Genomic DNA, 22,827 nt, shown 5'->3' with positions numbered 1-22,827 from the left:
CGCTTCAGCGCGCCGCGACGCGTTCCGGCTTTTCGGCGAGCAGCATGTTCGCCACGCCCTGCGCCTGCTTGCGGATCTCGGGGATCGCCGTGGATTCCCACAACGCGCCACGCAGGAGACTGCCGATGGCGAAGAGGTTCGCCCGGGGCTTGCCCGCACCGTCCAGCAGATGACCGTCCGGCAGCGCCGCGAGGCCCAGCCCTTGCGGGTCCGGCGTCACGAGACCACCGAGCACCAACTGACGAATGAGGCGGTGCTCGGTGCGCTGCGTATCGGTGTTGAGACCCACGGTCTGGATCACGACGTCGTACGCGGCGATCGTTTCACTGCCACCGGGCACGGCGCTCGCCACGTCGAGCTTGCCGTGCGGCGTGAGGTGAACCGAGCGCATGCGACCGCGACCGCGGTGCAGACGACCTTCGGCTTCGAGCGCGGTGACGCGTGCCGCCACCTGCGGTGGCATGCGATGGCGTGCCCGCTCCCACGCCCAGCGGGCGTGGCGCAGGAAGCGTGCGCGTTCCTTGGCAGGCAGTTCGCGCCATAGCGACTGCGTATGCGGACGCATGCCGTCCACTACCGTGCGCCAGTCCTCGGCCTGTGCAGCGGCGTCGCGCAGACGGCGCAGCCAGACGCGCAGATTCGGATCGTCGCGCATGGATTCGATCAGTTCGCCGCCATCGTCGTTGGGTGCCGACGCGGCGGAGAGATGCGGCTCGGGCAACTTGCCATGGCGTGACAGCGCATCGAAGCGCGCGTTGGGCCAACGACTGGACAGTTCCAGCAGCACGTCGACGGCCGTGAGGCCGAGGCCGATGACGAGCACGCGCAACGGGCGGTCGTCGTCCTCCGCCGAGGCGAGGAACGGCCACGGATCGGTGACATAACGGCCGCTCGCGATGGCGGCGTCTTCCACACCGGGCAACGGGCGCGGCGGCAGCGAGCCGATGGCGAGCACCGCGGCGTCGGCCTGCGAGGTCTCGTCGCCGTAACCGATGGTGATGCCCTCCGCCGAAGGCACCAGCGAATCGGCGGGGAAGGGCAGCACGTTGACGTCGTGACCGAGGGAGGCGGCGTTCTTCACCGCCTGCGTGACACGCGACTGCAGGAAATCGCCGTACATGCGGCGCGGCAGGAAGTCCGAGCCCTTCACGGTGGGATCGAGCGCCTGGGCGTATTCGAGGAACCCACCGGGTTTGCTGACGAACATGCCCATCGACGCGGCGCGTACGTTGAGAAGATGGCGTTCCGACGGCGTGCCGTAAGCCACGCCGCGCCCGGCGCCCGGAGCGCCGCAATACCAGTCGAGATGGAGCGGGCGCGGTGTGCGTCGCTCCAACAACTCGCTCACCAGCGTCGCCGCTGCTGCGCCACCGCCAATGATGGCGACCTTGTGAAACATGCTTTGGTCCTTCGCCCGTTCTTGGGGGGTGGAGGGCCGTGAGACCGTCAGGCCGTCAGGCGTCCCGCAATGATCGATTGCCTCGGTCGTGCGATCCAGTGTCCGGAGGGACCGGGCTGCTCATACGCGAGGTACTGTGCCAGATCGCCACCGTATACGTGAAGCGTGAGGGCTGTGTCGTGCCGCGACAAATTGCGGCAGCGATGGGCATGCTGCTCGGTGGCGTCGAACCACGTGGCATCCCCAGGGCCCAGCCACGTCCGGCCGGTGCTGCGCAGCGAGGCATCGGCGTCGTCCTTATCGAAGGACTCCACTTCGAGCGCGCCCGCGATGGTGGCCTCGAGGCCCCATAGCCCACCGTGATCGTGCACCGGCGTGGCGTAGCCCGGCGGCCACGCGAGCACCAGCACACTGACGGGCGGACGCGTCCGCTCGGCCAGCATCCAGCGCTCGAAGCCGCGCCGACGCTCGCGCAGCGGCCCCAGCGTGGAGGCCAGCTCGGTGCTGCGACCATGCAACACGCGCCCGATCTCGCGCCCCATGGAGGCGAGGTCGGGGTGTGCGGCGTCCGACAGGTCGAACGCGATGTCACGCAAGGTTCGGATGATGGAAACACGCTTGCCCATGAAGGCGCGTCCAGTAGATCGACTGGCGGGGAGTGGAGCATGGGGGCTGTTAAACCGTCGTAACCTCGGGCTTTCGCAAGAGGGTTAAACCCTTTCACGACACCGTGCATCGAACCGGCGACCGCCCTCGCGCGGTCGTCCCGCCCACGGAGAACCGCCATGATCGTCCTTACCTCGCTCGTCATCCTCGCCGCAGGCTTCTGCCTGGTCTTTGCTCTGGTCGGCGCGGTGCTGAAGCTCGCTTTCGGCATCATCGGCGGTGTGTTCAGCCTGCTCGGCAGCATCCTGGGCGCCGTGATCGGCGGCGTGGTGATGCTGCTCGTGGCGCCGGTCGTGATGGTGGCACTGCTGCCCATCCTGATCCCCGTGGGGCTTCTGGCCCTGCTGGTCTGGGCCATCGCCCGGGCCAACCGCAAGCCCGACGTGGTGGTCATGCCGCGCTGATCCCTGGCGCGGAAAGGGAGGGACCGCAGCGCGGCGCCCTCCCGGTTTCGTCAGGTATGACGCAGGTCGAAGGTGACCGGCACACGCGCCCACGCCTTGACTGCATGGCCGTTCGCGGTGGCTGGCTGGAATCGCCACCGGGCCAGGACCTGATCGCGCGCCGCCTTGTCGAGCAGTTCGTGGCCGCTGGTGTTCTCCACGACCACATCGACAGGCTTGCCCGTTTCGTCGACCAGCACGCGGAGCGTCACCGTGCCCTGCATGCGGGCGCCGATCGCCGCGCGTGGATATGCCGGGGCGGGTGCCGAGACGTAGGCCAGCCGTTCCTCCGCTGGTGCTGCCTGTTCGGTGGTGGGTGACGCCGGGATCACTTCAGTCGGCGTCGTGAGCGTTACGGGCACATGCCCTTCGTCGCTCGGTGCCTGCACCTGTTGCGTCACGACTTCGACCGTCTTCGGCGTCCGGGTGGGTTGCGCCTGTACCTTCGGTGGAAGGGGCTTCAGAAGAATCGGCGGAGGTGGAACCACCGTCGGCTCTACCGGATGGTCGATTAGGCGAATGGTCGGCGATGGGAGAGGGGCAGGCGACAACGTCGCCACCATGGGCCGCATCACGGCAAGCAGGGCGGCGGCGTTGAGCGCAATGGCCGCACTCATGGCGACGATGCGGACGGTATCCGGATGGACTCCGGCCAGGGACTGCGGACGAGCGAACGACATGAGCCACCTCCTGCAACGTGGGGGGAAGGTGATGCGCGGTCGGGAACACGGCCGGTGGGGACCGGCGGGGATCGTGTTCGGGTCCGGTTGCAGATTAGGCGTGCGTCGCGAGAACTTGCAATAGGGACGTATGGACGTCCAGGCGGCCGTCAGTGCGCCACGAGCATCGGTACGTCGGACTGCATGAAGAGGTAGCGCGTGGTGCCGCCGAGCACCATTTCCGACAGTCGTGACCGACCCCATGCGCCCATGACGATGAGATCCGCGTTCTCCGCGTGCGCCAGTTCCAGCAGGGCAGGGCCCGGCGACGGCAGCGCCGCGTCGTCGAGGCGGCGCACCTCGGCTGTGACCCCATGGGTCTGCAGCCAGCCGCAGATGTCGGTATCCGGCAGAGCGCAGGTGCCGACGTCCTCGTCGCGGCTGCCGTCGATCACGGTCACCCGCGACGCCTTGCGCAGCAAGGGCAACGACGAGCGCACCGCGAGGGCGGACTCGCGGCTACCGCTCCACGCCACGAGCACGTGATCGCCCAGCGTTTCCACAGGCGCGGCCTCGGGCACCACGAGCACGCCGCGGCTCGAGGCGAAGACGGTGCGCGAAACGACGCCGAACCCGACCGGGGCATCGCCACGCATCGTCGAGGAGCGCTCCATCACCACCAGGTCGTAGCCGGCCGAGGCATGGGCCAGCAAGGTCACGGTATCGCCGTTGCCCACCCGCCAGTTGCCCTGCAGCCCGCGTGACTGGAGGAGGGTGGCCCAGTCGCCCGCTACCGCCTTGGCATCGCTGGCACGTTGTCGCACCGCGTCCAGTTGCATAGGGACTGCTTCCGGCACCGTGAACGCGGCGGCGGGAAGATCCACCACATGCATCGCGTCGAGCCGCGTGCCCAGGCGCGACGCCATGGCGAGCGCTGCGCGAAGGCCGGCGCCCTGGGGGGGCAGACGGGGGATGTGCACGAGCAATTCGAGGGTCATGGCGCCATGGAACACCGACAGGACGTCGCGGTCAATTGCCGCGCTCGTTGCGAGCGGTTCTCGATAACCCGTCGCATCGGGTACCCTCGGATACGGGTTCTCGTGGAGTCAGTGATGGTCATCGACAGCGCACAACCGCGCTATCCGTTCGGCGAAGAGATTGCCAGCAGCGTGATTCATGGCATCGGCTGGGTGCTCAGCATCGCGGGGCTGGCTGTGCTGGTGGCGTTCTCGGCCATGCAGGGCGATGCACGAGCCGTCGTCGCCAGTTCAGTGTTCGGCACGACGCTGATTCTGTTGTACACGGCGTCGACGCTTTATCACTCCGTGCCTGGCGTGGCTGCCAAGCGCGTGCTGCGCACACTCGATCACATCGCCATCTTCCTGCTCATCGCCGGCACGTACACGCCCTTCACCCTGCTGGCCTTGCCCGGCGCATGGGGCTGGGGGTTGTTTGGCACGATCTGGGCGCTCGCGCTGATCGGCAGCGCTGCCGAACTGGGTCTGCTCAAGCGCTATCGCAAGGCGGCAGTGGCGATGTACGTGGCCATGGGGTGGGTCGCGTTGGTGGCGGTGGAACCGCTGCGCGCCAACGTACCTGCCGGCGGCCTCGTGCTGCTGTTCGGTGGCGGCGTGGCCTATACGGCCGGCGTGCCGTTCTACGTCGCACGCCGGCTGCCCTATCACCACGCGATCTGGCACCTTTTCGTGCTGGTCGGCAGCGTGCTGCACTATCTGGCGGTGCTGCTGTACGTGATCCCCGGGGCGTCCGACCGCTGAGGACACCGCTGTTGTGTGGGAGCTGCCATGGCGGCTCCCACAGAGGAATTGGCGGCTCCTACGGGGACTTCTTTTCCTGCGCCGGAACGAACTGCGTGCGCACGGCTTCGGCGAGCAGATCCGGCGGCAGCAGGCCCTGTGCGATCAGGAAGTCGTTGAACGCCTTGCGGTCGAACTTCGCGCCGAGACGGGTCTGCGTTTCCGCACGTAGTTCCAGGATGCGGCTGTATCCATAGAAATACGCAGTGGCCTGACCGGGCGAGTTCAGCGTGTAGCGATCCAGTTCCTGCCGCGCCATCGGCTCGGACAGGCCTACGTCATGAACGAGGATGTCGTGGGCGCGATCCCGCGTGATCATGCCCAGGTTGAGCATCGGATCGAGGAACGCGCGCGCCGCGCGCAGCAAGCGGAATTGCAGTGCGATGAACTGTCCGGCCGGCGGCTCGTACGGCATCATCTCCGCTTCCGCATACAGCGCCCAGCCTTCCACGTTCACGCTGTTGAAGGCGAACAGACTGCGCGTGAGCGACACGCCCTGTTCCACCATCGCGGCGAATTGCAGCTCGTGCCCCGGGCGGCCCTCGTGCGCCGTGAGCGTCCAGGCTGCGGCCTCGAAGGTGAAGTCGTCGTAGGTCTGGGTCTTGTCGCCATCCGCGGGCGGATTGCCTGTGGTGAGCACGAAGGTGCCGCGCTGGCCCGTGTTTCCGACAAACGGCGGCGGGTCCATATGCGGTGCCGGCGTGCGTGCGTTCTCGGCTTCGGAGGCAAGACGCATCGCCATTTCGCGCTTCGGCAGCTCCACGATGCGCTGCGCGTGGATGGTGTCCTCGATCTTGCCGATGACGGCGTGGTACGTGGGCTCGACCTTGTCCTTCGCGAGTTGCTTCTTCTTGAGCGCCTTCAGCACATCGCGGTAGTCGCCATCGGGGAGTCCCTCGGCTTTCGCCACCACGGGCGCGAGCATCTGCAAGGCGTAGGTGGTTTCCATGAACTCGAGCTGCGCGCGGTCGATGAGTTCGCGCGGTGAAATGTCGAGACCGACCTGTTCGAGGTTATATGCGTAGAGTGGCTCGGGCAGACGGAAGTCCGTGCGTGCACGCGGGAGCACCACCTTCTTCACCCACGCGTTGTAATCCTTGAGTTGCTGGTCGAGCTTGGCCATCGCCTCATCGCTGCCAGCGATCTTCTTTTCCGCAAACAGCTTGCGGATGCCGTCGACGTAGCGCTGCGTATTGCCCAGCTTCTGCTCCACGTCGGCCTTCACGGGGCCGAGCAGCTTCGTATCGCTGAGTTTTTCCGTGGTCCGCGCACGTGCCTGGTCGACCAGTGCCGTACAGCCCGGCGCGATGCCCACGTAGCACTTCAGGCGACCCAGGGCCGCCTTGTTCTGTTCCGGGGTGCTCTCGGCGTTGAGCAGCGAGAATTCGCCGCTGAAGACGATCTGTCCCGCGTCGTACCAGGGAAGCAGGTATTTCCCGTTCAGATCGATGCCCTTGATGCTGCCGTCGATCTGCTTGAGCAGGATCTGCAAATCCTGCTTCACGTTGGGGTCCTTCTCCACGGCGAGGCGCTTGTTCACGGTGTCGCGGACTGCCAAGAGAGCCGCGCGCTGGCGCTTGTCCACGTCGGGGCCGAGGTCCACGGTCTTCTCGTCGTAACCCTTGAGGCCGATGTCGGTGGCCGATTCGGGACTGAACCGCGCGGTGACGTCGAGCAGCGGCTGTGCGTCGGCGTTGCTGCGGGCGATCCAGGCGGGTTGCGTGGCGGTCTCGGCGTGCAGGCTGCCGACCGCGAAGGTCACGGCGGCGGCGAGGGTGAGTCGTCGGAACATGCGTGTCTCCCCAGTGAAGTCCGGCGAGACTAGCGGTTGCGGCGGCCCAGCGCCAATGTGCCCAATGGCCTGTCAGCTGAAAAGCAGAGCCAGTCCTGCCATGCCGATCATCAAAAACGAGATCACCACCTTGGCGAGGATGCCCACCAGCATGCCGACCCAGGTACTCACGCCCACGTGCGCGGAACGCAGCACGCTTTGACCCGACCACAGCTCGCCCGCGACGGCACCGGCAAAGGGGCCGATAAGCAGCCCCGGTATGCCGAAAAACATGCCGATGGTGGTGCCCACGCCTGCCCCCCAAAGGGCGCGTGAACTGGCGCCGATGCGTTTCGCACCCAACGATGCCGAGATGAAGTCCAGCGCCACGCCCACGGCGCCGACGACGCCGATGGCCAGCAGCCAGGCCCAGCCCAGATGACGATACTCATCTACGGCGGCGGCGAGCCAGATGCCGCCAAAGATCATGGGAATGCCCGGCAGCGCGGGCAGAATCGCACCGGCCACGCCGCCGACGATGAGTGCGGCAGCGAGCAGGTAGAGAAACAGCTCCATCAACGGAAGGCCTCGCGATACTCGGGCTTGAGGAGCGCGGAGAACGCCTCGCTCGGCACGTCGATGGCCTGCGGACCGGCGGCGTACGACGCCACCTGGTAGGGCGGGAAGATGAAGGTGAGGCCGTGGACCTTGTCGTCGGGGCCTGTGAGCAGGCTGAAGACGCGGTAGTGGTCCGCGTCCGGCGCGGTGCCTTCGTCGATCTGTGTGGCATCGGAGGCCAACGGCTCGTCCTGGTCGTCCAGCGCGGTGAGTAACTGGCGGCGCGCCTCGGCGGCGAAGGCCCGTTCGGCCGCCTTGGGATCGGTGAAGAGTTCGTCGATGCTCACCACGCGGCGCTCGCGCACGTCGTAGGTGAAGCTGTCGACGATGGGCGCGGGGTGGGCCCCGCCGGTAAACGAGGAGCCGTCCACCTGCACATTGATGAAGCGGTCGGTACGCGAGGCGATAGCGACGTCGAGATTCAGATCCCAGGGAAGCTCGCGCGCGCTTGCCTGCGCATCGGGCGCATCGAGGGTGGCGAGGAAATCACGCTTCTGGCGCGCCACGTAGTGATCGATCGCCTGACGCAGCGGCGCCGCCTCGGGCGGCAGATCGGGCAGCTTCAGCTCCATCGTATACAGGCCTTCGCGCCCGGATTGGGTATCCTTGTTCGACCCTGCCTGCGCGGGAGGCGGCGTGTTGCCGCTCTTCGCACGATCAGTATCGTCGCGGCAGGCAGCGAGCCCGGCCACGGCGATGAAAAGCGGCAGGATGTGTCGCACCGGCATCTTGCGTGTTCTCCTTCGCGTGGCTCGCAACGGGAAATACTAGCGTAGCTTCCGCATGGCGGACGGCGCGTCAATGAATGAAGGAACCACGTGCATACGGCGACGACGGAATCGGTGACCCTGCTGAAGGCCGACGAACTGGGCCGCATTGAGCGGGTAGATCGTGACGGCGTGCGGCTGATTCGCCGCGACATCGGTGCGGCGCGCTGGTGGGCGCGCTGGTTCGCGCGTCGTGCCGCGGCGCGCGAGGCGCGCGCCCTCCGTCGTCTGGAGGGCGTGGACGGCGTGCCCCGCCTGCTGGCGTGGAATGGCACCGTGCTCGAACGCAGCTATATGGCAGGCGAGCCGATGCAGGTGGGACGCCCGCTCGATGCGGCTTACTATCGCGATGCATTGCGCCTGCTCGCCGTGCTGCACCGGCGCGGCATCGTGCACAACGACCTCGCCAAGGAGCCGAACTGGCTTGTGCGCGAGGACGGCTCGCCGGGCCTGGTGGATTTTCAGATCGCCTGGACACGCGGACGCCGCGGCGCGCTGTTCCGCCTGCTGGCGCGGGAGGATCTTCGTCACCTGCTCAAACACAAGCGTACGTATGCGCCCGAGCGTCTTTCGGCAAGGCAGCAGCGCATCCTCGCGCAGCCGGCGCCGCATTCACGGCTGTGGCGCGCGACCGGAAAGCGCCTCTACAAACTCGTGGCGCGGCGAATCTTTGGCTACTGGGACAACGAAGGGCAGGGCCGGGTACGCCGCTGAGCGGGTACCCGGCTAGCAAGGCGCGTCATTTCTCGACGAACGCGCGCTCGATCACGTAGTCGCCCGGCTCACGCGTGCGCGGCGAGGCCTGGAAACCTTCGCCATCGAGCAGCACGCAGACGTCTTCCAGCATCGACGGGCTGCCGCAAAGCATGACGCGATCCTCAGCGGGGTTGAGTTGCGGCAGGCCCGTCGCGCGGGCCAGCTCGCCGTCGGCGATGGCGTCGGTGATCCGGCCCCGGTTGCGGAACGCTTCGCGGGTCACCGTCGGGTAGTAGATGAGCTTCTGGCGGACCAGCTCGCCCAGGTACTCGTGGTTCGGCAGTTCGTTCTCGATGTACTCGGAATAGGCAAGATCGTTGACGTGGCGAACGCCATGGGCCAGCACGATGGTGTCGAAACGCTCGTAGGTCTCCGGATCGCGGATGATCGAGAGAAACGGTGCCAGACCCGTGCCGGTACCCAGCAGATAAAGGCGCTTGCCGGGCTTCAGGTCATTGAGGACCAGGGTGCCGGTGGGCTTGCGGCTCACGATGACCGGATCGCCCGGCTTAAGGTGTTGCAAGCGCGAGGTGAGCGGGCCGTCCTGGACCTTGATGCTGAAGAATTCCAGGTGTTCTTCGTAATTCGCACTGGCAATCGAATAGGCACGCATCAGCGGCCTGCCGTCGACTTCCAGCCCGATCATCACGAAATGCCCGCTTTCGAACCGGAATCCCGGGTCGCGGGTGGTGCGGAAACTGAAGAGGCTGTCGTTCCAGTGATGCACGTCGATCACGTGCTCGGTCGCCAGTGCCACCATGGTGTGCTGAACCTCAAAGACGAAAAGGGCGGGCCAACGCGCCGCGCGCGGTGGCCTGGGATCGGCTGGGGAAGCGGCCGGTGGGGCCGCGCTGCCTCGCGCGTCGCTGCGCACCGCGTAGGTGCGCGCTCATGGGGCGCAAGTTTAAGCCATATCGATCCGGGTCGCCGCACCCGACTGCACTAGGACAACGCGAATTCGGTAAACAGGTCCTATGATGCGGGGCCGTTCGCAGGAAGGAGAGACGCCGATGACCCGACCGGATTACGCCGTGGGCCAGGCCTGGACCTATCGCACCCGCCCTGGCGAGGAAGCCTCGCGTGTTGCCATCCGCCATCTCGACCGCGAACCGGAAGACGGCGACGTCTTCCACGTCTCCATCCTCGACGTGAAGCTGCGCAACCACCGGTTGCCCGGCGGTCTGCAGCCGGCCATGCAGCACGCCGCCGTGTCGCGCGCGTCGCTGGATGCGAGCCTGCTGGCTCGTGCTGGCGACGCCGATGCCGATGAATCGTGGCGGGATGGATACGCGGTCTGGCGGCAGGCCTACGACAACGGCGATGCGGGGGTCTTCGACCTGCCCCTGGCCGACGTGCTGGGATACATCGAGATGGTGGTGGCCGCCTCCGGCGAGGCGCGCTGATTCGCCGCACCTTCCCGTCTTACGAAAGCCCTCAGGGCTGTCACGCCTGGGTTGCTTTTTAGCCGGCATCTAAACCTTTGAGTTGCCAAGCCTCGCGTCGATGACGCGTGCGGCGCGTGGCAGCATCCGCGCTTTGGACAAGCACGGACACGGCATGATGCCTGGATGGTGGCGCCTTGGAGCAGGCCTTGGAGGCCTGGGCGTATGTGCGATCGCTCCTTATCTGTCGGGCGCCTGCATCGTGCTGGTGCTCGGCGTGCCGCTGGCGGACCTGCACTACGGGTTGGCGCTGGCGTATTGGCAATCGCTGGAACTGCCCGAGTACCTTCCTTACGCCGGGCGCATTCGCGTGGCTGGGCTGATCGGCCTGGCACTGGCGCCGATGCTGTGGGCGCTCGGCGTGGTCTGCCTGATGCGACGAATCCGGGCGCTGAAACCTTCGCTGTCCGTGTCGCCCGTCGATACGGCGCGCGTGCTGCGCCGGCTACCTGCATGGACCCGGCCCAAACAGCCGCCGCTCTCGCGCCATGGCCTGCGCACGCTTACCTTGCCGCCCGGCGAGTCGCTGCTGGTCGTCGCCCCGGGCTATCCGATCACGCACGAGGTGCTGCGCGGCGCGCTACGCGATCTGACCGGGCCGCTCTTGGTCATCGACCTGGACGGCACGATGCACGCTGCCACCGCCGGCTGGCGTGTCGGGCACGGCGAAGTGCATCGGCTCGCGCCGTTCGGCGGCGGCCGGCCGTGGAATCCGTTCGCCATCGCCTGGACGCCCGAGCGGCTGCGGCGACCGGAACTCGAAGCGCTGGCGGAAGCCTGGTACCCGGAGCGGCGGATCGAGGAGCGTGCGCGGGTCAGCCAGGTGCGTGGCCTGTTCCTGGGGCTGGTGGAGGCCGTGGATGCGGTACTGCGCGCGGCACATGAATCGGTGCCACCGGCGCCGGGCGACCTGTGGCGTTTGCTCGAACCGCTCGATGACGCCGAAAGCGTCCGTCGTTGGCTGCATGCGCTCGCCGCGCTGCCGGCGCTGCGGCCGGCGACCAAGTCGGCATTGCTCGTATATGCCGACATCGACGACGAAGGGCTGCTGCGCCTTGTCGCCCGCTTGCGCACGCCTTTGGCAGTGTTCGCCTCGGCAACGGTGGATGCGGCGACGCGCGGCCCGGCCTTTGTCCCCGCCGCGCCTGAACGCGCCACGCTCTATCTGGACGTGCCGTACGGTCGGCGCGACGCGGCGGTGCCGTTGATCGAGGCGTGCGTAACGCAGTGGAGGGCTGGGGCGAGCCACCACGCGCCCACGGTGGTGATCCACGGCCTCGACCTGCTGCCACGGTTGCCGTGCCTGCTCGAGCACGCCGACACGCTACGGTGTCTCGCTTCGGCACGCAGCGTCACGGCGCTGTTCCGCGAATACGGTGACGCGCTCGCCGGACGCTTCGGCGTGTTGGCCTCCCACGCGCCAGTCGATCGGTTGCGCGCCGAACGCGAAGCGCAGGGCATCAAGCATTTCCTCGACGCACATCGGCGCCAGGGGCGTCGCATGCCCTGCGATCCGTCCACGGAGGACGCGCTCGCGCTGCGCGCCGGCGAGCAATGGCTGCTCGGCGTAGCGCTACCGCGTCCCGTGCGCTGCCCGGTGATCATGCCGCGCCGCCACGCCCCTCACCCCCCTCATGACGCCCAAGGAGAGGCCATGTCCTTCCCCCGATCGCTCGCCGTGTTGCTGACCTCGTTAATGACCACAGGCGCAACGCCGGAACCGAAGCCGGTCGCCTATCCGCACAGCATCGGTGGTGTGATCGTGCCGGCCGGCATGCATGGCGCCATGCTCGGTCCGCATGCGTTCGTGTTTCCGGAGGAGGTATTCAAGGAGCACTACCGCCCAAGCAGCCGCCTTAAACAGATCAGTTTCGTGCTGCGCTGGCCGTCGCTGGAGCCGTGGCCCGAGGACGTTTACATGTATCGCGATCAGGATACATTTCTCTCCACGTTGCCGGTCTCGGTCTCGTACCTCGATCGACTGACCGACGAAAAAGTGCATCGCTACATGCGCAGCATCATCGAGCCGTTCGACCCCGACGGGGACTTCGGTCGCGATGATCCCTCTGAAAACCTGCACCTGCGGATCAAGGGCGACCCGGTCCATGGCTTGACGCCGTACTACACCGACTTTCCGGCACTGGAACGCTACTACCAGCGTCTGTTCGGACCCGATACACCGGCCGCCGAGCCGTCGGGTTACCGGAACGAGGATTGGTACATCGACATGGGCCCTGATGGGATCCCGCGCACGGTCCTGAAATGCTCACCCGCGGCGATTCCCGATGGCGTCACCGTGACACCGGACGGTCTGTCCGTCATCCGCGGTGTCTTCGAACGCGCCACGTGCGACCACCATTTCATGCTTCCGGAATATCGCGCGACCGTGGATATCATGTATCAGCGCATCGTCATGGCCGACTGGCGGCGCATCGAGGATCGCGTCCGGCAATTGTTCCGCGACGGCGAGGTTAAGCCGTGAGCGCACCCGGCCTGAGCCCGAAGGACCTCAAGGTGCTTAGCCATTACGCGGGAGCAAAAAATCGCGAGCTGTACTGGAATTACCTGGCGCAGTTGCCCGGCAACGACGGCTATGGACGCCTCGCCCTGGGTGTCGTTCGTCACGACAACATGCCGGGCAAGACGGCGAACCTCTACGCGCAGAATTACGCACGCGAACACAACGGCAAGGTCTTCACAGAACGCGAATGGGACGACTTCGGTGTGGACCTCATGAAGCGCGACCTCGCCTATCGCAAGCAATGGATGGGCAGGGGCGAATCGTCACAAGCACTCAATCTCCCTGTGAAAGAAGTGCAAGAGGCGCACGATCGCGCCTTCCGCAAGATCGAAGTCGATCCCGACGCCTGGACGCCGCGCAAATTGCTCGAAGCGGCACGTCGCGCGGGCAAGCAGGATGCGCAGCGTGAACAGACGCGCGCCGCAGAGCGCGGCGAGGTGCTGTCGGGCGCCACGTTGGACAAGATCGTAGAAGCCCCCGCCGAACGCGTCTGGACCAGCATGCTCAACGACCAGGCGCTGGGCCTGCATCGCGGCAAGGACACTTTGCTCGGCCTCGTCGCCGCGCAGGACATGCCGGTGATCGACCGTGGCGCCTATGCGCGTGATATGAGCGCGGCGTATGTCGGCGCGTTGAACGAACGCCCGCACGATTCGCCCGACGTCATCGGTCGCAACGACCACTACTACATGCGCGACCGGTACGGCGAGTGGATGGAGATCCGCCATGCGGAACCGGTCATGGGCATCCGCCACGACCAACTCGACGACGTGCCAGAAGCGCAACGCCGGATATTGGAAGACACGCGTGATCTGCGCCTGCACCGTGCCGCCGCGCGTGAGGCGTTCCATCCCGACGACGCCGGTCGCCTCGTGGAATCGGCGCACCCGCTGACGCATACCAAGCCGCGTGCCACGCTGCCGCGTCCGGACGACGATCCGCTCTACGCCGCTGTGCGCCACCGCCTGCCGATGGACATCTCCGATGCCAAGGCCGCCGAGGTGGCCCTGAAGGCCCGTCGCATCGGTATCCATCATGCGCAGGACCTGGGCGCCGTCGACGTCGCGGACGATCGCATCCTCTGCAGCGCGCGATATACCGGCAAGGTCGCGTCGATCGAATGCGACAGCACACCGCCGCCGAAGGACCAAAGCATCGCCCACGCCCGGCAACTCGATCAGGCCTTCGCCAATGACCTGCGCCAACAGGCGGAACACATGGCGATGCAGCGACAGCAGCACAGCCATGGCATGAGCCTGTAGTAACGGTGTCCGACATCCAGACAAAAAAAGAGCGCCCGATCCACGGGCACCGGTTGGGGATGAGCCGGTGTCCGTGGAGGGGCGCAAGTCTCACACAGGGATCTTGCGGGTGTTGAAGACGCTTAGAAGTCGTACGTGACGGCGAGGCGTGCGTAGCGCGGATCCTGGGTGATCAGCGGAACGCGGTAGATCGGATGCGGCGAGCCGCGGTTTTCGTACTCGGTCGGGTAGCGGAACGTGGCGCGCTGCTGGTTGAGCACGTTGAAGACGTTCGCCGAGAACGCCAGCTTCGAATCCGCCCAGCCTGGGCGATAGGTCACGCCGAGATCCAACTGGAAGGTCCACGGCAGGCGGCCCTTGTCTCCCGGGGGCGACGGCTGACCGTCACACCAGTGATACGAGCTGCCGTAGTGCGCCGGATCTTCCTGGTTCGGGCCCCAATAGCCAAGGCAGACTTCCGGCGCGCCGGAGGTCGCCTGCAGGTTGCCGGACAACTGCCACTCGGGCGCGAACTGCCAGTAACCGTAGGCCTTGAACACGTGCGTGTGATCGTTGCCGAGCGGACCATTGGCGTAATCCATCACGTAGTGGTTGTCCCAGTCCACGCTGCCTGCGGCACCGGACTGACGCGTATCGGTACGAGCCTGGCCCTCGGTGTTGCCGTACGAATGCGACCACACGTAATCGAACTTGCCGTACCAGGTGCCGTCGAACTGGTGCTCGGTGTAGAACTCGGCGCTGAGGTAGCGGCGTTTCGTCTTCGGCATGCCCATTTCTTCGCGGCTGAGCGGCACGACGAACGGATTGCCCGCGCTGTCGATCAGGGTGAACTTGTTCGAATGGCCGCCGTTGACGAGGTAGCAACTGTTCGTCGAGCCGACCGTATAACCAAGGGCGGTGGCCTTGTTGGTGACGACGTCGAGGTCGCAGAAATCGTCGATGACGGCATTGAGTTTGCGCTGCATCAACTTCACGCCATACGTCCAGTGCTCACCGAACGTCTTGTCGAAACCCAGGATGAACTCGTCCTGGTTCTCGGACTTCAGATCCTTCGCGGCAACGGTGCGTGGGTCGGGCGGAATGCCGTACGAGTTGTTGCCCGACACCACACCGCTGAACTGCGTGAGACCGGTCGGCGTGCCATCCACCGGGTTGATGCCGGAATAGGTGAAGTACTGCTGCGTGGCGGTGTAGCCGGCAGCCGCACCCGTGGCCGGATTGAGTGGCAGGCCGAGGTAGTATCGACCGGCGTTGGCGTAAACCTTGAAGCTGCCGTCGCCGTTCACGTCCCACGACGCACCGAGACGCGGTGCCCATTGCGGACGCGTCTGCTTGATGAACGGCTCACCGAACTGGTTGTAGTCGGTGAACTGGTCGTTGCGCAGGCCGAGCGAGAGCAGCCAACGGTCGTTGACCTGCCACTTGTCCTCGATGTACTGGGCTTTCTGGTCGGAGCGGACGTTGACGAGGTTATTCACCACGTTGCGGCTGACCCAGTAACCGCCCGCGCCGTTGGGGAACAGGGCAGGGGCGGGAACGAAGTTGCGTCCGGGCGTGTTGTCGATGGCCTCCGTCGGATCGTCGGAATGGCCGTAGCTCCAGACGTAGCCGGGGCCGGGGCTCTGCGTGCCGAAGTCCTCCACGCGCGAACGCACGTTATCGATACCGACGGCAATCGTGTGATCGCCCAGCACGTAGGCGACGTCGAAGCGGAAGTTGGTCGACTTGTTGCCGCGGCCCGGCGAACTGATGTCGGCCACCTGGTTGTTCTGGATCGGGTGGCCGCCGTTCAACGCCGGGTTCTGGCGTACCGGATTATCCACGCGGATGAGTTCCGGGTCGTATTCGGTCGGCTGGTCATAGTTCTTGCTCGACATCTTGCCGAACATGGCGCTCACGGTCAGGTTCTCCGTGATGTAGCCCGTGTACTTGGCTACCCACAGGTCGCCGCCCGTCTTGGTGTCGTTGACGTCACCGATCCGTGCGGTACGCGAGAGGTTGGCGTAGTCGTAGCTGTAGCGGGTGCCGGAGCCTTCGCGCTTGTCGCCTGCACTGGTCAACTCGAGGATGTTGCTGTCGTTGATGTTCCAGTCGAGCTTGCCGTACCAGCGCGGGTTGTCGTAGTTGTTCGTCGAGGCTGGCGTGCTGCTGCCCACCGAGTTCACGTTGCGGTAGCCCTGCTTCTCGAATTCGCCAGCCAGGAAGAAGAACAGCTTGTCCTTGATCAGCGGACCGCCCGCGTAGGCACTGACCGTGGTGCTCCATTTGTCGTTCTGGCTCTTCGGCTGGTACAGGTCACCGGCCGGTGCGGAGTCGGGCGTGTTCGCGTAATGCAGGTTCGGGCCCGACGCGCGGGCCCAGTTCGGCTCCCACAGGATCTGTGCGCCGAAATGCCATTGATTGGTGCCGCGCTTGCCGACCTGGCTGATCACGCCGCCATCGGAACGACCGTACTGCGCGCTGTAGCCGCCGGTATAGACCTCCTGCTGGTCCACCGCTCCGTACGGAAGCTGCAGGCCACCCAGCGCGTTCAACGGATCGGTGGTGTTGAAGCCGTTGACGTAATAGGCGTTCTCGTTGGCAGCGGCGCCGCCGAAGCTGGCAACCGAGCGGCCGGTATCGCTGGTGAAGCCGCCGCCGTTGTTGACCACGCCCGGCGCGAGGCGCGCGATGGCTTCGGCGGAACGGCCCAGCGGTAGCTTCGCAAGCTGTTCGGACGTGATGACGGTGCGCGAGTCGACCGCGGTCACGTCGATGTTCGGTAGGGCCGTCCCGGTGACCGTCACGCCTTCGAGGCTGGCTGCGTTGCTGGCGCTGGCTGCCGCGGGTGCATTGAAGGACACGTCGGTGCTGGCGCCGACACGCAGGGTCACGTCCTTGCGCGTATCGACCGGTGCGCCGTCGCGCATCAGCGTGACGGTATAGGTGCCCAGCGGCAGTTGGTTTGCGCTGTAGCGGCCGCGTTCGTCCACGGCGACCTCGCGCCGGAAACCGGCACCGCTTTCGACGACCACCGTCTGGTTGCCGCCCGCGGGAACCGAACCGTTGAGAGCGCCGGTGGTGGACTGCGCATACACACTCGAAACGCTGCCCAGGCACGTGCATACCGCCAGTGCGAGAGCGCGCCTGCGAGAGAGAAACTGCTTGTTCATGACTTCCCCGAATTGGTGCCCCAGAAAAAAGACGGCAACACGGGAAAGCGGCAACGGGCCCCCGCCCGAATGCTCTGCTCTGGAGCCAAGACGACCCCTCCCGCGCTCCATCGCCTAGCCGTCCATTTGTCTCGATCCAAATGGACTCCGCCGATGATTTACAGGAGGTATCCTGCGATGTCCAGCCCGTCACAGGCGTCATTCGACTCCCTTCCGGTCCGCTCCGCCGCTTGCCGCGGCGCAGCAGAAAACGCCGTAACTACAGGCTTTTATGGGGATTCATCCGCCCTTTTGTTGCCGAAAAAGTGCCTTAGAGCTTCCGTGAAAGCGATCGTAAAAAATCGCGCGGCGATGAGCCGTGGCGGACGTCTGGACGTCCATGTTTGGATCGAGGCAAATGTCATGCCAATCCAGGGTGGCCGGCCGGCGCAGGGTCGCCATTGAACGGCACGTCACTTCGCATCCACCCGCGCTGTCGAACAGTCGGCCGATGAAAATCGCCACCTACAACGTCAACGGCATCCGCTCGCGGCTCCCCCATCTGCTCGAATGGCTGGAGCGCGAGGCACCTGACGTGGTCTGTCTGCAGGAACTGAAGGCAACCGACGCGGGGTTCCCGATCCGCGAGATCGAAGCCGCCGGGTACGGTGCGTTGTGGATTGGCCAGTCCTCTTGGAATGGCGTGGCCATCCTTGCCAGAGGTGCCACGCCCCTGGAAAGCCGGCGCGGCCTGCCCGGCGATACGAAAGACCTTCAAAGCCGCTATCTGGAAGCAGCGGCGCATGGGGTGCTCGTCGGCTGCCTGTATCTGCCCAACGGCAATCCATGGCCGGGCCCCAAGTTCGACTACAAGCTCGCCTGGTTCGAGCGTCTGTTGCGTCATGCCCAAGGTCTGCTCGATACGGGGCACCCCGTGGTTCTCGCTGGCGACTACAACGTAGTGCCCACGGACGAGGACATCTACGATCCAAAGCACTGGCGACGCGACGCGCTGTTGCAGCCGGAGAGTCGCGATGCGTACGCACGCCTGCTGGCGCAGGGCTGGACCGACGCGCTGCGCGCCACGCATCCGGACGAACGCATCTATACGTTCTGGGACTATTTCCGCCAGCATTGGCCCCGCGACCGCGGCCTGCGTATCGATCATCTGTTGGTGTCGCCTGACCTCGCGCCGCGGCTCAAGCGAGCCGGTGTGGACCGCTGGGTACGCGATCGCCCCAAGGCCAGCGATCATGCCCCGGTGTGGATCGAGCTGAAGGCACCGGCCAGGAAAACCGCCGCGAAGAAGACGGTGGCGAAAAAGCCCACGGCGAAGAAGACAGCCGTGAAGAGGACTGCCACCCGCAAGGAGGCGGCAGGAAAACTCCCGGTTGCCAAGGGCGTCTCGCCAAGGAAGCCCGCAAAGCCGCGCGCCCCAAGGCCTTGAGCCTTGCACTTGCCACCAGCGACAGAGTTCATAGACTAGGCGACTATTGGGGACGCTGGACCAGGCGGGCATGAAGATCGATGGCGGTGTCGGCAAGCGCGCCGAACCGGTGATGCTCAGCGAGGTCGCCGAACGGCTGCGCAATCCGCGCATCGACCGTATCGTGGCGAGTTTTCGCGAACACCGCGTCTCGCTGCTGCGCACCGTGCTGCTCGGCCTCGTGGTCGTATGGACCGCCGCCTGGCTGCATGGGCCGGTGCCCATGGCGGTAGAGGCGCAACGTACGCTTCCCGTTGCAATCGGTCTCTTCGTGCTCAGTGTGTTCTGGATGCTGGGCGTACGCGCCGGCTCGCTACGCCAGAACGTGACGCTCGAGGCCGTCGGCAACGCTGCCAACTTCCTCATGGTGGCGATCCTGCTGAAGTCCGGCTTCATGCTGCTTATCAGCCTCGCCGCCGTGCTGCCTTTTCTCTCCGTGGCGCTCGGTGTGCGTTACAGCAGGAAGGCTTGCGCAGCCGGCATCCTCGCCTCGCTCACCATCCTTGCGGTGGTGGCGCCGCCCGGTTACTGGGCGGCGCGTCCCGCGTATGCGTTGTACGCGCTGGCGCTGGTGATCGTGCTACCCATGACGCTGTACCGCATGATCGACGCGCTGCGCGAGGTCTCGGCGGAAGCCATTGCTTCGCGCGAGGCGCAGCATCGCTTCATCTCCATGATGAGCCACGAGATGCGTACCCCGCTCGGCACGGTTATTCACGCTGCCTCGCTCATCGATACTGCGGCCATGGCCGACGACCAGCGCCGCCTGGTGGCCTTGTTGTCCGCCAATGCCAATGCCTTGCTACACCGGGTAAATGCAGTGCTGGACGTGGCATCGTTCGCGGGCGGCAGCTTCACGCTGCGCCACCAGGCATTCACGTTTGACGAAGTGCTGGCGACGGTCGGGGCGGTCTGCCGTCCGCAGGCGGCCGAGAAGCGCATTGCCTTCAGCTTGTCGCGCGACCCGTCTGTCGAGGGCGTTTTCGCGGGCGATCCGGGCCGCATCGAACAGGTACTGTCCAATCTCGCGTCCAATGCAGTGAAGTTCACGCCGCCGGGCGGGGTGGTCGAGGTACGTGTGACCCTGATCGAGGGCTTCAGCGGTCGCGATCCGACCATTGCGTGCACCGTCAGCGACACGGGCATCGGCATCCCCGACCACGACAAGCAGCGCATCTTCGATCCGTTCCATCAACTGAGCGTGGGCGAAAGCCGGCGGCAGGAAGGCGTGGGGCTAGGTTTGTACATCGTTCGCAACGTGTCGGAGCAGATGCGCGGCAGCCTCGACGTCGTGGACAATCCCGCAGGTGGTTCGATCTTCAGTTGGCGTTTTTCCCTGCCACGCGCCGCCGCGGGTGCGCGCAGCGCCAGCGAGACGCCCTTGGTCGACCTGCTCGACGACCACCGCGGCCGCGTGGCGTCGCAGCGCTGTCTCGTGGTGGACGACAACGCGGCCAATCGCGAGATCCTCGGACGTATCCTGGAGCGCGCCGGGCACATGCCGGTCTTCAGCGCCGACGGCGACGAAGCGCTGGCCCGGCTGGCACGCGAACCGTTCGATCTGATCTTCATGGACCTGCACATGCCCGGCAGCTCCGGGTGGGACGTGCTGGGCCGCATCGAGGTGGCGCGGCGCACACGTGCTGTACCGCCCATCGTGATGCTGAGTGCCGATTCCAGCCACGATGCCGTGCGCATCGCGTTCAAGGCAGGCGCACGGGCCTATCTCACCAAACCGATCGCGACCCAGCGTCTGCTCGACATGATCGAATCGATCGCGGATGAGCGCCGCCTGGAGCATGCCGCGCAGCACTGGCAGCCGATGATCGAGCCGGGCGCGGAGTGGGACGGCAACACGCCGCTGGACGACATGCGCGCCCTGACGAGTCACGAGGAATTCGCGGGCTTCGTGGATCTTTGCGCGCGCACCGCCGCTCATCATTTCGATGCCTTGCGCGCAGCGATCGTCGCGCGCGACGTGGCGGCAGCTTCGGAGGCCGTGCATGCACTGCGCAACGTGCTGGGAAATCTTGGCCTGCCGGGAGGCGACCGCGTCTGCGACGACGTGGCCGTGATCGTCCAGGCCGGCGGCGACATGCACGCCGCGCTGCCCGATGTGGAAGGCTTGGCGCAGTCGATGCGGCGTTTCGTCGACGCGCAGCGCGAGCGCTCCGGGGCGTCGGCCGGCGCGTGAGGGTGCTCGACGAGCTAGCAGCGCGCATCGAGCGCCAAGAAAGGGCCGTGCCCGGGCTCAAGCCCGACAATCAGGCGCGCATCGTCTTCCACGCCCACGGCGCGCACACCCGAAAGCCCGTCGCCGTGGTGTATCTCCACGGCTTCACCGCCAGCCAGGCGGAGGGCGCGCCGGCTCATCGTGCCATCGCCGATGCGTGCGAGGCCCATCTGTATCTCCATCGGCTCAGCGGACACGGCAGTGACCTTCCCGAGGCTATGGCTGGTATCACCCCCGAACATTGGCGCGCCGATGCCGACGAGGCACTGGACATCGGCCTGTGCCTGGGAGCGCGCGTGGTGCTCGTCGCTACGTCCATGGGCGCATCGCTCGCGCTCGATCTCGCGATACGCCGCCCCGACGACGTTGCTGCGGTCATCGCATGGTCGCCGGGCATACAGGCGCATGATCGCGACCAACTGATCATGGCGACGCGGCTGCAAGGTGCTGTATCGCCGCCCGGCGAGCGAACCTCGTTCCAGCGCCGCTACTGGTCGTCGATGATCCACTCGGATGGGTATCGCGCCATCGCGCGCGTGTTCGACCAATGGATGCGGCCGGAACGGTTCGCCACGATCAACTGCCCGGTGTTCTTCGGCCTGTGGGACGGCGGTGCCGACGACCGCGATACGCTGACCTCGACCGCCGCGATGCGCGACGCATTCGACGCGTTGGGTACGTCGCCATCGCAACGCCGGTTGGTGGCGTATGCGCGCGCCGCGCACGTGCTCGCTTCTCCGGAACGCTCGCCCGTCGCGGCTGCGGTGTTGGCCGATTCGCTGGCCTTCCTGCGCGAGATGGGGATCGCTCGCTGATCGATGCACTTAGCAGGTTGTTGGCGATGCGTCATGAGAATTTGGCGCAACACGCCCGGCATATGCAAAAAATGTGATGCCTTACATCGCTCGCAGGCGATGTCACATTTTTTCAGACTGGTCTTATGTCCATCGACCTACAGCGTACCTAGCCTTCGTCGTACCTCGACGAGGATGAAACGGGCGCATGAAGAAGATACTGAGCGGTTGTATTCTGGCGGCATTTTGTGCGCGCCCGTTGGAGTAGGTGCGTGAAGATATTCGCTACGATTTTCGCTTTAGCGGGATTCTTATTCGGCTGTTACAACATGTACTGGGGAATTCAATCCGGCATGTTGTTTTCTTCTTCGGATAAGATTTTGCTTGAACTGATGCATACGCGGGCAGCGCTGCTGTTTCTTGGGGGATTTGCTGTGGCGCAGTTAGGATTTTTGACGTTTCTTGTGGCTGGACGAAACTTTAGATCGTAGCTAGTCACATCCTGTGGCAATTTAAGTGTGGCTGCAGCGGGAGTGACGCATCGATGAAACCGAACGCAGCACGGATCGATGCCTGCATTGTCGAGAAGCTGTTACATGCATGACTCCGCAGAGACTTGGTTTTGGCTTGGCTGGGTCGTTGCCGGCGCATGTCTTCTCATCTCGATCTGCCTGAGAGCCTGGTTGGTACACATCCTGATGACGAGGCATCCAACCCTGTATGTTCAATTGGGCTCGCCGGCGTTCTTCGCGTCGTGGTTGCCGGGGAATCGCCCTGACCTTATTAGGTCACTTGGCGCTGTACCCCCTGGGACGCTGGCTGATTCCGAGACCTGCGTCGTCCGATGTATCCGAACGCTTTATGTCATTGGGCGCATAAGCTGCCTTTCAATGATTGCTGTTGTGGTCGCGGAGGCCCTGTTGCCGATCTAGTCGAATTTGCTTTCGGTCGGATTCTCTGAGGCGCGGGCGTGATTCGTGCGTTGGTTCATATGCGCTGCGATGCGGTGCCGCCTGGATGGTTCCTGCGGAGCCGGCTCACGTCTCCACGGCACCGTGCGTC

Annotated in this window: 18 protein-coding genes; 9 read left to right on the top strand and 9 right to left on the bottom strand. The window is 65.5% G+C overall.

The features are described from left to right. Positions 1-4: 4 nt before the first annotated feature. On the bottom strand, positions 5-1,399 hold the full coding sequence (locus tag BT115_RS08370; RefSeq protein WP_072321987.1) for an FAD/NAD(P)-binding protein: 1,395 nt from the start codon (positions 1,397-1,399) through the stop codon (positions 5-7). 47 nt (positions 1,400-1,446) lie between these two features. Continuing rightward, positions 1,447-2,025: a cysteine dioxygenase gene (locus tag BT115_RS08365; protein ID WP_072321986.1), complete on the bottom strand. Its 579-nt coding sequence runs from the start codon at positions 2,023-2,025 to the stop codon at positions 1,447-1,449. Between the two features lie 159 nt (positions 2,026-2,184). On the opposite strand from BT115_RS08365, the gene BT115_RS08360 reads away from it, so the two are divergent. After that, complete coding sequence (locus BT115_RS08360) at positions 2,185-2,469, top strand: hypothetical protein (RefSeq protein WP_072321985.1); 285 nt, start codon at positions 2,185-2,187, stop codon at positions 2,467-2,469. Positions 2,470-2,519: 50 nt separating this feature from the next. On the opposite strand, the gene BT115_RS08355 is transcribed toward BT115_RS08360, so the two are convergent. Then, positions 2,520-3,188, bottom strand: a complete 669-nt coding sequence (locus tag BT115_RS08355; protein ID WP_072321984.1) for an energy transducer TonB — start codon at positions 3,186-3,188, stop codon at positions 2,520-2,522. Between the two features lie 149 nt (positions 3,189-3,337). Next, positions 3,338-4,165, bottom strand: a complete 828-nt coding sequence (locus tag BT115_RS08350) for a universal stress protein (protein ID WP_143144492.1) — start codon at positions 4,163-4,165, stop codon at positions 3,338-3,340. A 114-nt stretch (positions 4,166-4,279) separates the two neighbouring features. On the opposite strand from BT115_RS08350, the gene BT115_RS08345 reads away from it, so the two are divergent. Next, a complete protein-coding gene (locus tag BT115_RS08345; RefSeq protein ID WP_072321982.1) occupies positions 4,280-4,945 on the top strand; it encodes a PAQR family membrane homeostasis protein TrhA in 666 nt (221 codons plus the stop codon). 58 nt (positions 4,946-5,003) lie between these two features. Here BT115_RS08345 and BT115_RS08340 read toward each other — a convergent pair whose 3' ends face one another. The 3 genes from BT115_RS08340 to BT115_RS08330 all read right to left on the bottom strand — a co-directional run bounded on the left by BT115_RS08340 (position 5,004) and on the right by BT115_RS08330 (position 8,101). Next, on the bottom strand, positions 5,004-6,776 hold the full coding sequence (locus BT115_RS08340) for a DUF885 domain-containing protein (protein ID WP_072321981.1): 1,773 nt from the start codon (positions 6,774-6,776) through the stop codon (positions 5,004-5,006). 72 nt (positions 6,777-6,848) lie between these two features. Next, positions 6,849-7,331, bottom strand: coding sequence for a DUF456 domain-containing protein (locus tag BT115_RS08335; protein WP_072321980.1), 483 nt, complete (start codon positions 7,329-7,331; stop codon positions 6,849-6,851). Further along, on the bottom strand, positions 7,331-8,101 hold the full coding sequence (locus tag BT115_RS08330; RefSeq protein ID WP_072321979.1) for a DUF3298 and DUF4163 domain-containing protein: 771 nt from the start codon (positions 8,099-8,101) through the stop codon (positions 7,331-7,333). The genes BT115_RS08335 and BT115_RS08330 overlap by 1 nt, the downstream gene beginning before the upstream one ends. Before the next feature lie 90 nt (positions 8,102-8,191). Here BT115_RS08330 and BT115_RS08325 point away from each other — a divergent pair, with 90 nt between their 5' ends. Further along, entirely contained in the window at positions 8,192-8,854 is a 663-nt protein-coding gene (locus BT115_RS08325) for an RIO1 family regulatory kinase/ATPase domain-containing protein (protein WP_072321978.1), read from the top strand. A gap of 25 nt (positions 8,855-8,879) precedes the next feature. Here the strand turns inward: BT115_RS08325 and BT115_RS08320 are convergent, their stop codons facing one another. Next, positions 8,880-9,656, bottom strand: coding sequence for a ferredoxin--NADP reductase (locus BT115_RS08320; protein ID WP_072321977.1), 777 nt, complete (start codon positions 9,654-9,656; stop codon positions 8,880-8,882). Between the two features lie 250 nt (positions 9,657-9,906). On the opposite strand from BT115_RS08320, the gene BT115_RS08315 reads away from it, so the two are divergent. The 3 genes from BT115_RS08315 to BT115_RS08305 all read left to right on the top strand — a co-directional run bounded on the left by BT115_RS08315 (position 9,907) and on the right by BT115_RS08305 (position 14,121). Then, positions 9,907-10,299, top strand: coding sequence for a hypothetical protein (locus BT115_RS08315; RefSeq protein ID WP_072321976.1), 393 nt, complete (start codon positions 9,907-9,909; stop codon positions 10,297-10,299). A 154-nt stretch (positions 10,300-10,453) separates the two neighbouring features. Further along, a complete protein-coding gene (locus BT115_RS08310; RefSeq protein ID WP_143144491.1) occupies positions 10,454-12,820 on the top strand; it encodes a hypothetical protein in 2,367 nt (788 codons plus the stop codon). After that, complete coding sequence (locus BT115_RS08305) at positions 12,817-14,121, top strand: hypothetical protein (protein WP_072321974.1); 1,305 nt, start codon at positions 12,817-12,819, stop codon at positions 14,119-14,121. Before BT115_RS08310 ends, BT115_RS08305 begins: the two co-directional genes overlap by 4 nt. A gap of 122 nt (positions 14,122-14,243) precedes the next feature. Here BT115_RS08305 and BT115_RS08300 read toward each other — a convergent pair whose 3' ends face one another. Then, positions 14,244-17,273, bottom strand: coding sequence for a TonB-dependent receptor (locus BT115_RS08300; protein WP_072321973.1), 3,030 nt, complete (start codon positions 17,271-17,273; stop codon positions 14,244-14,246). Between the two features lie 490 nt (positions 17,274-17,763). On the opposite strand from BT115_RS08300, the gene BT115_RS08295 reads away from it, so the two are divergent. The 3 genes from BT115_RS08295 to BT115_RS08285 all read left to right on the top strand — a co-directional run bounded on the left by BT115_RS08295 (position 17,764) and on the right by BT115_RS08285 (position 21,786). After that, entirely contained in the window at positions 17,764-18,699 is a 936-nt protein-coding gene (locus tag BT115_RS08295; RefSeq protein ID WP_072321972.1) for an exodeoxyribonuclease III, read from the top strand. 70 nt (positions 18,700-18,769) lie between these two features. Next, positions 18,770-20,932 carry a hybrid sensor histidine kinase/response regulator gene (locus tag BT115_RS08290; protein ID WP_072321971.1) on the top strand — a complete coding sequence of 721 codons (2,163 nt, stop codon included), beginning with the start codon at positions 18,770-18,772 and terminating at the stop codon, positions 20,930-20,932. Positions 20,933-20,979: 47 nt separating this feature from the next. Next, a complete protein-coding gene (locus tag BT115_RS08285) occupies positions 20,980-21,786 on the top strand; it encodes an alpha/beta hydrolase (protein ID WP_072322324.1) in 807 nt (268 codons plus the stop codon). The last annotated feature ends 1,041 nt before the right edge of the window (positions 21,787-22,827 follow it).

The organism is Luteibacter sp. UNCMF366Tsu5.1, from assembly GCF_900119235.1.
In the GTDB taxonomy this organism is placed as follows: domain Bacteria; phylum Pseudomonadota; class Gammaproteobacteria; order Xanthomonadales; family Rhodanobacteraceae; genus Luteibacter; species Luteibacter flocculans.
The sequence above is the reverse complement of the archived record's forward strand: the minus strand, read 5'-3'. Positions and strand labels throughout refer to the sequence as shown.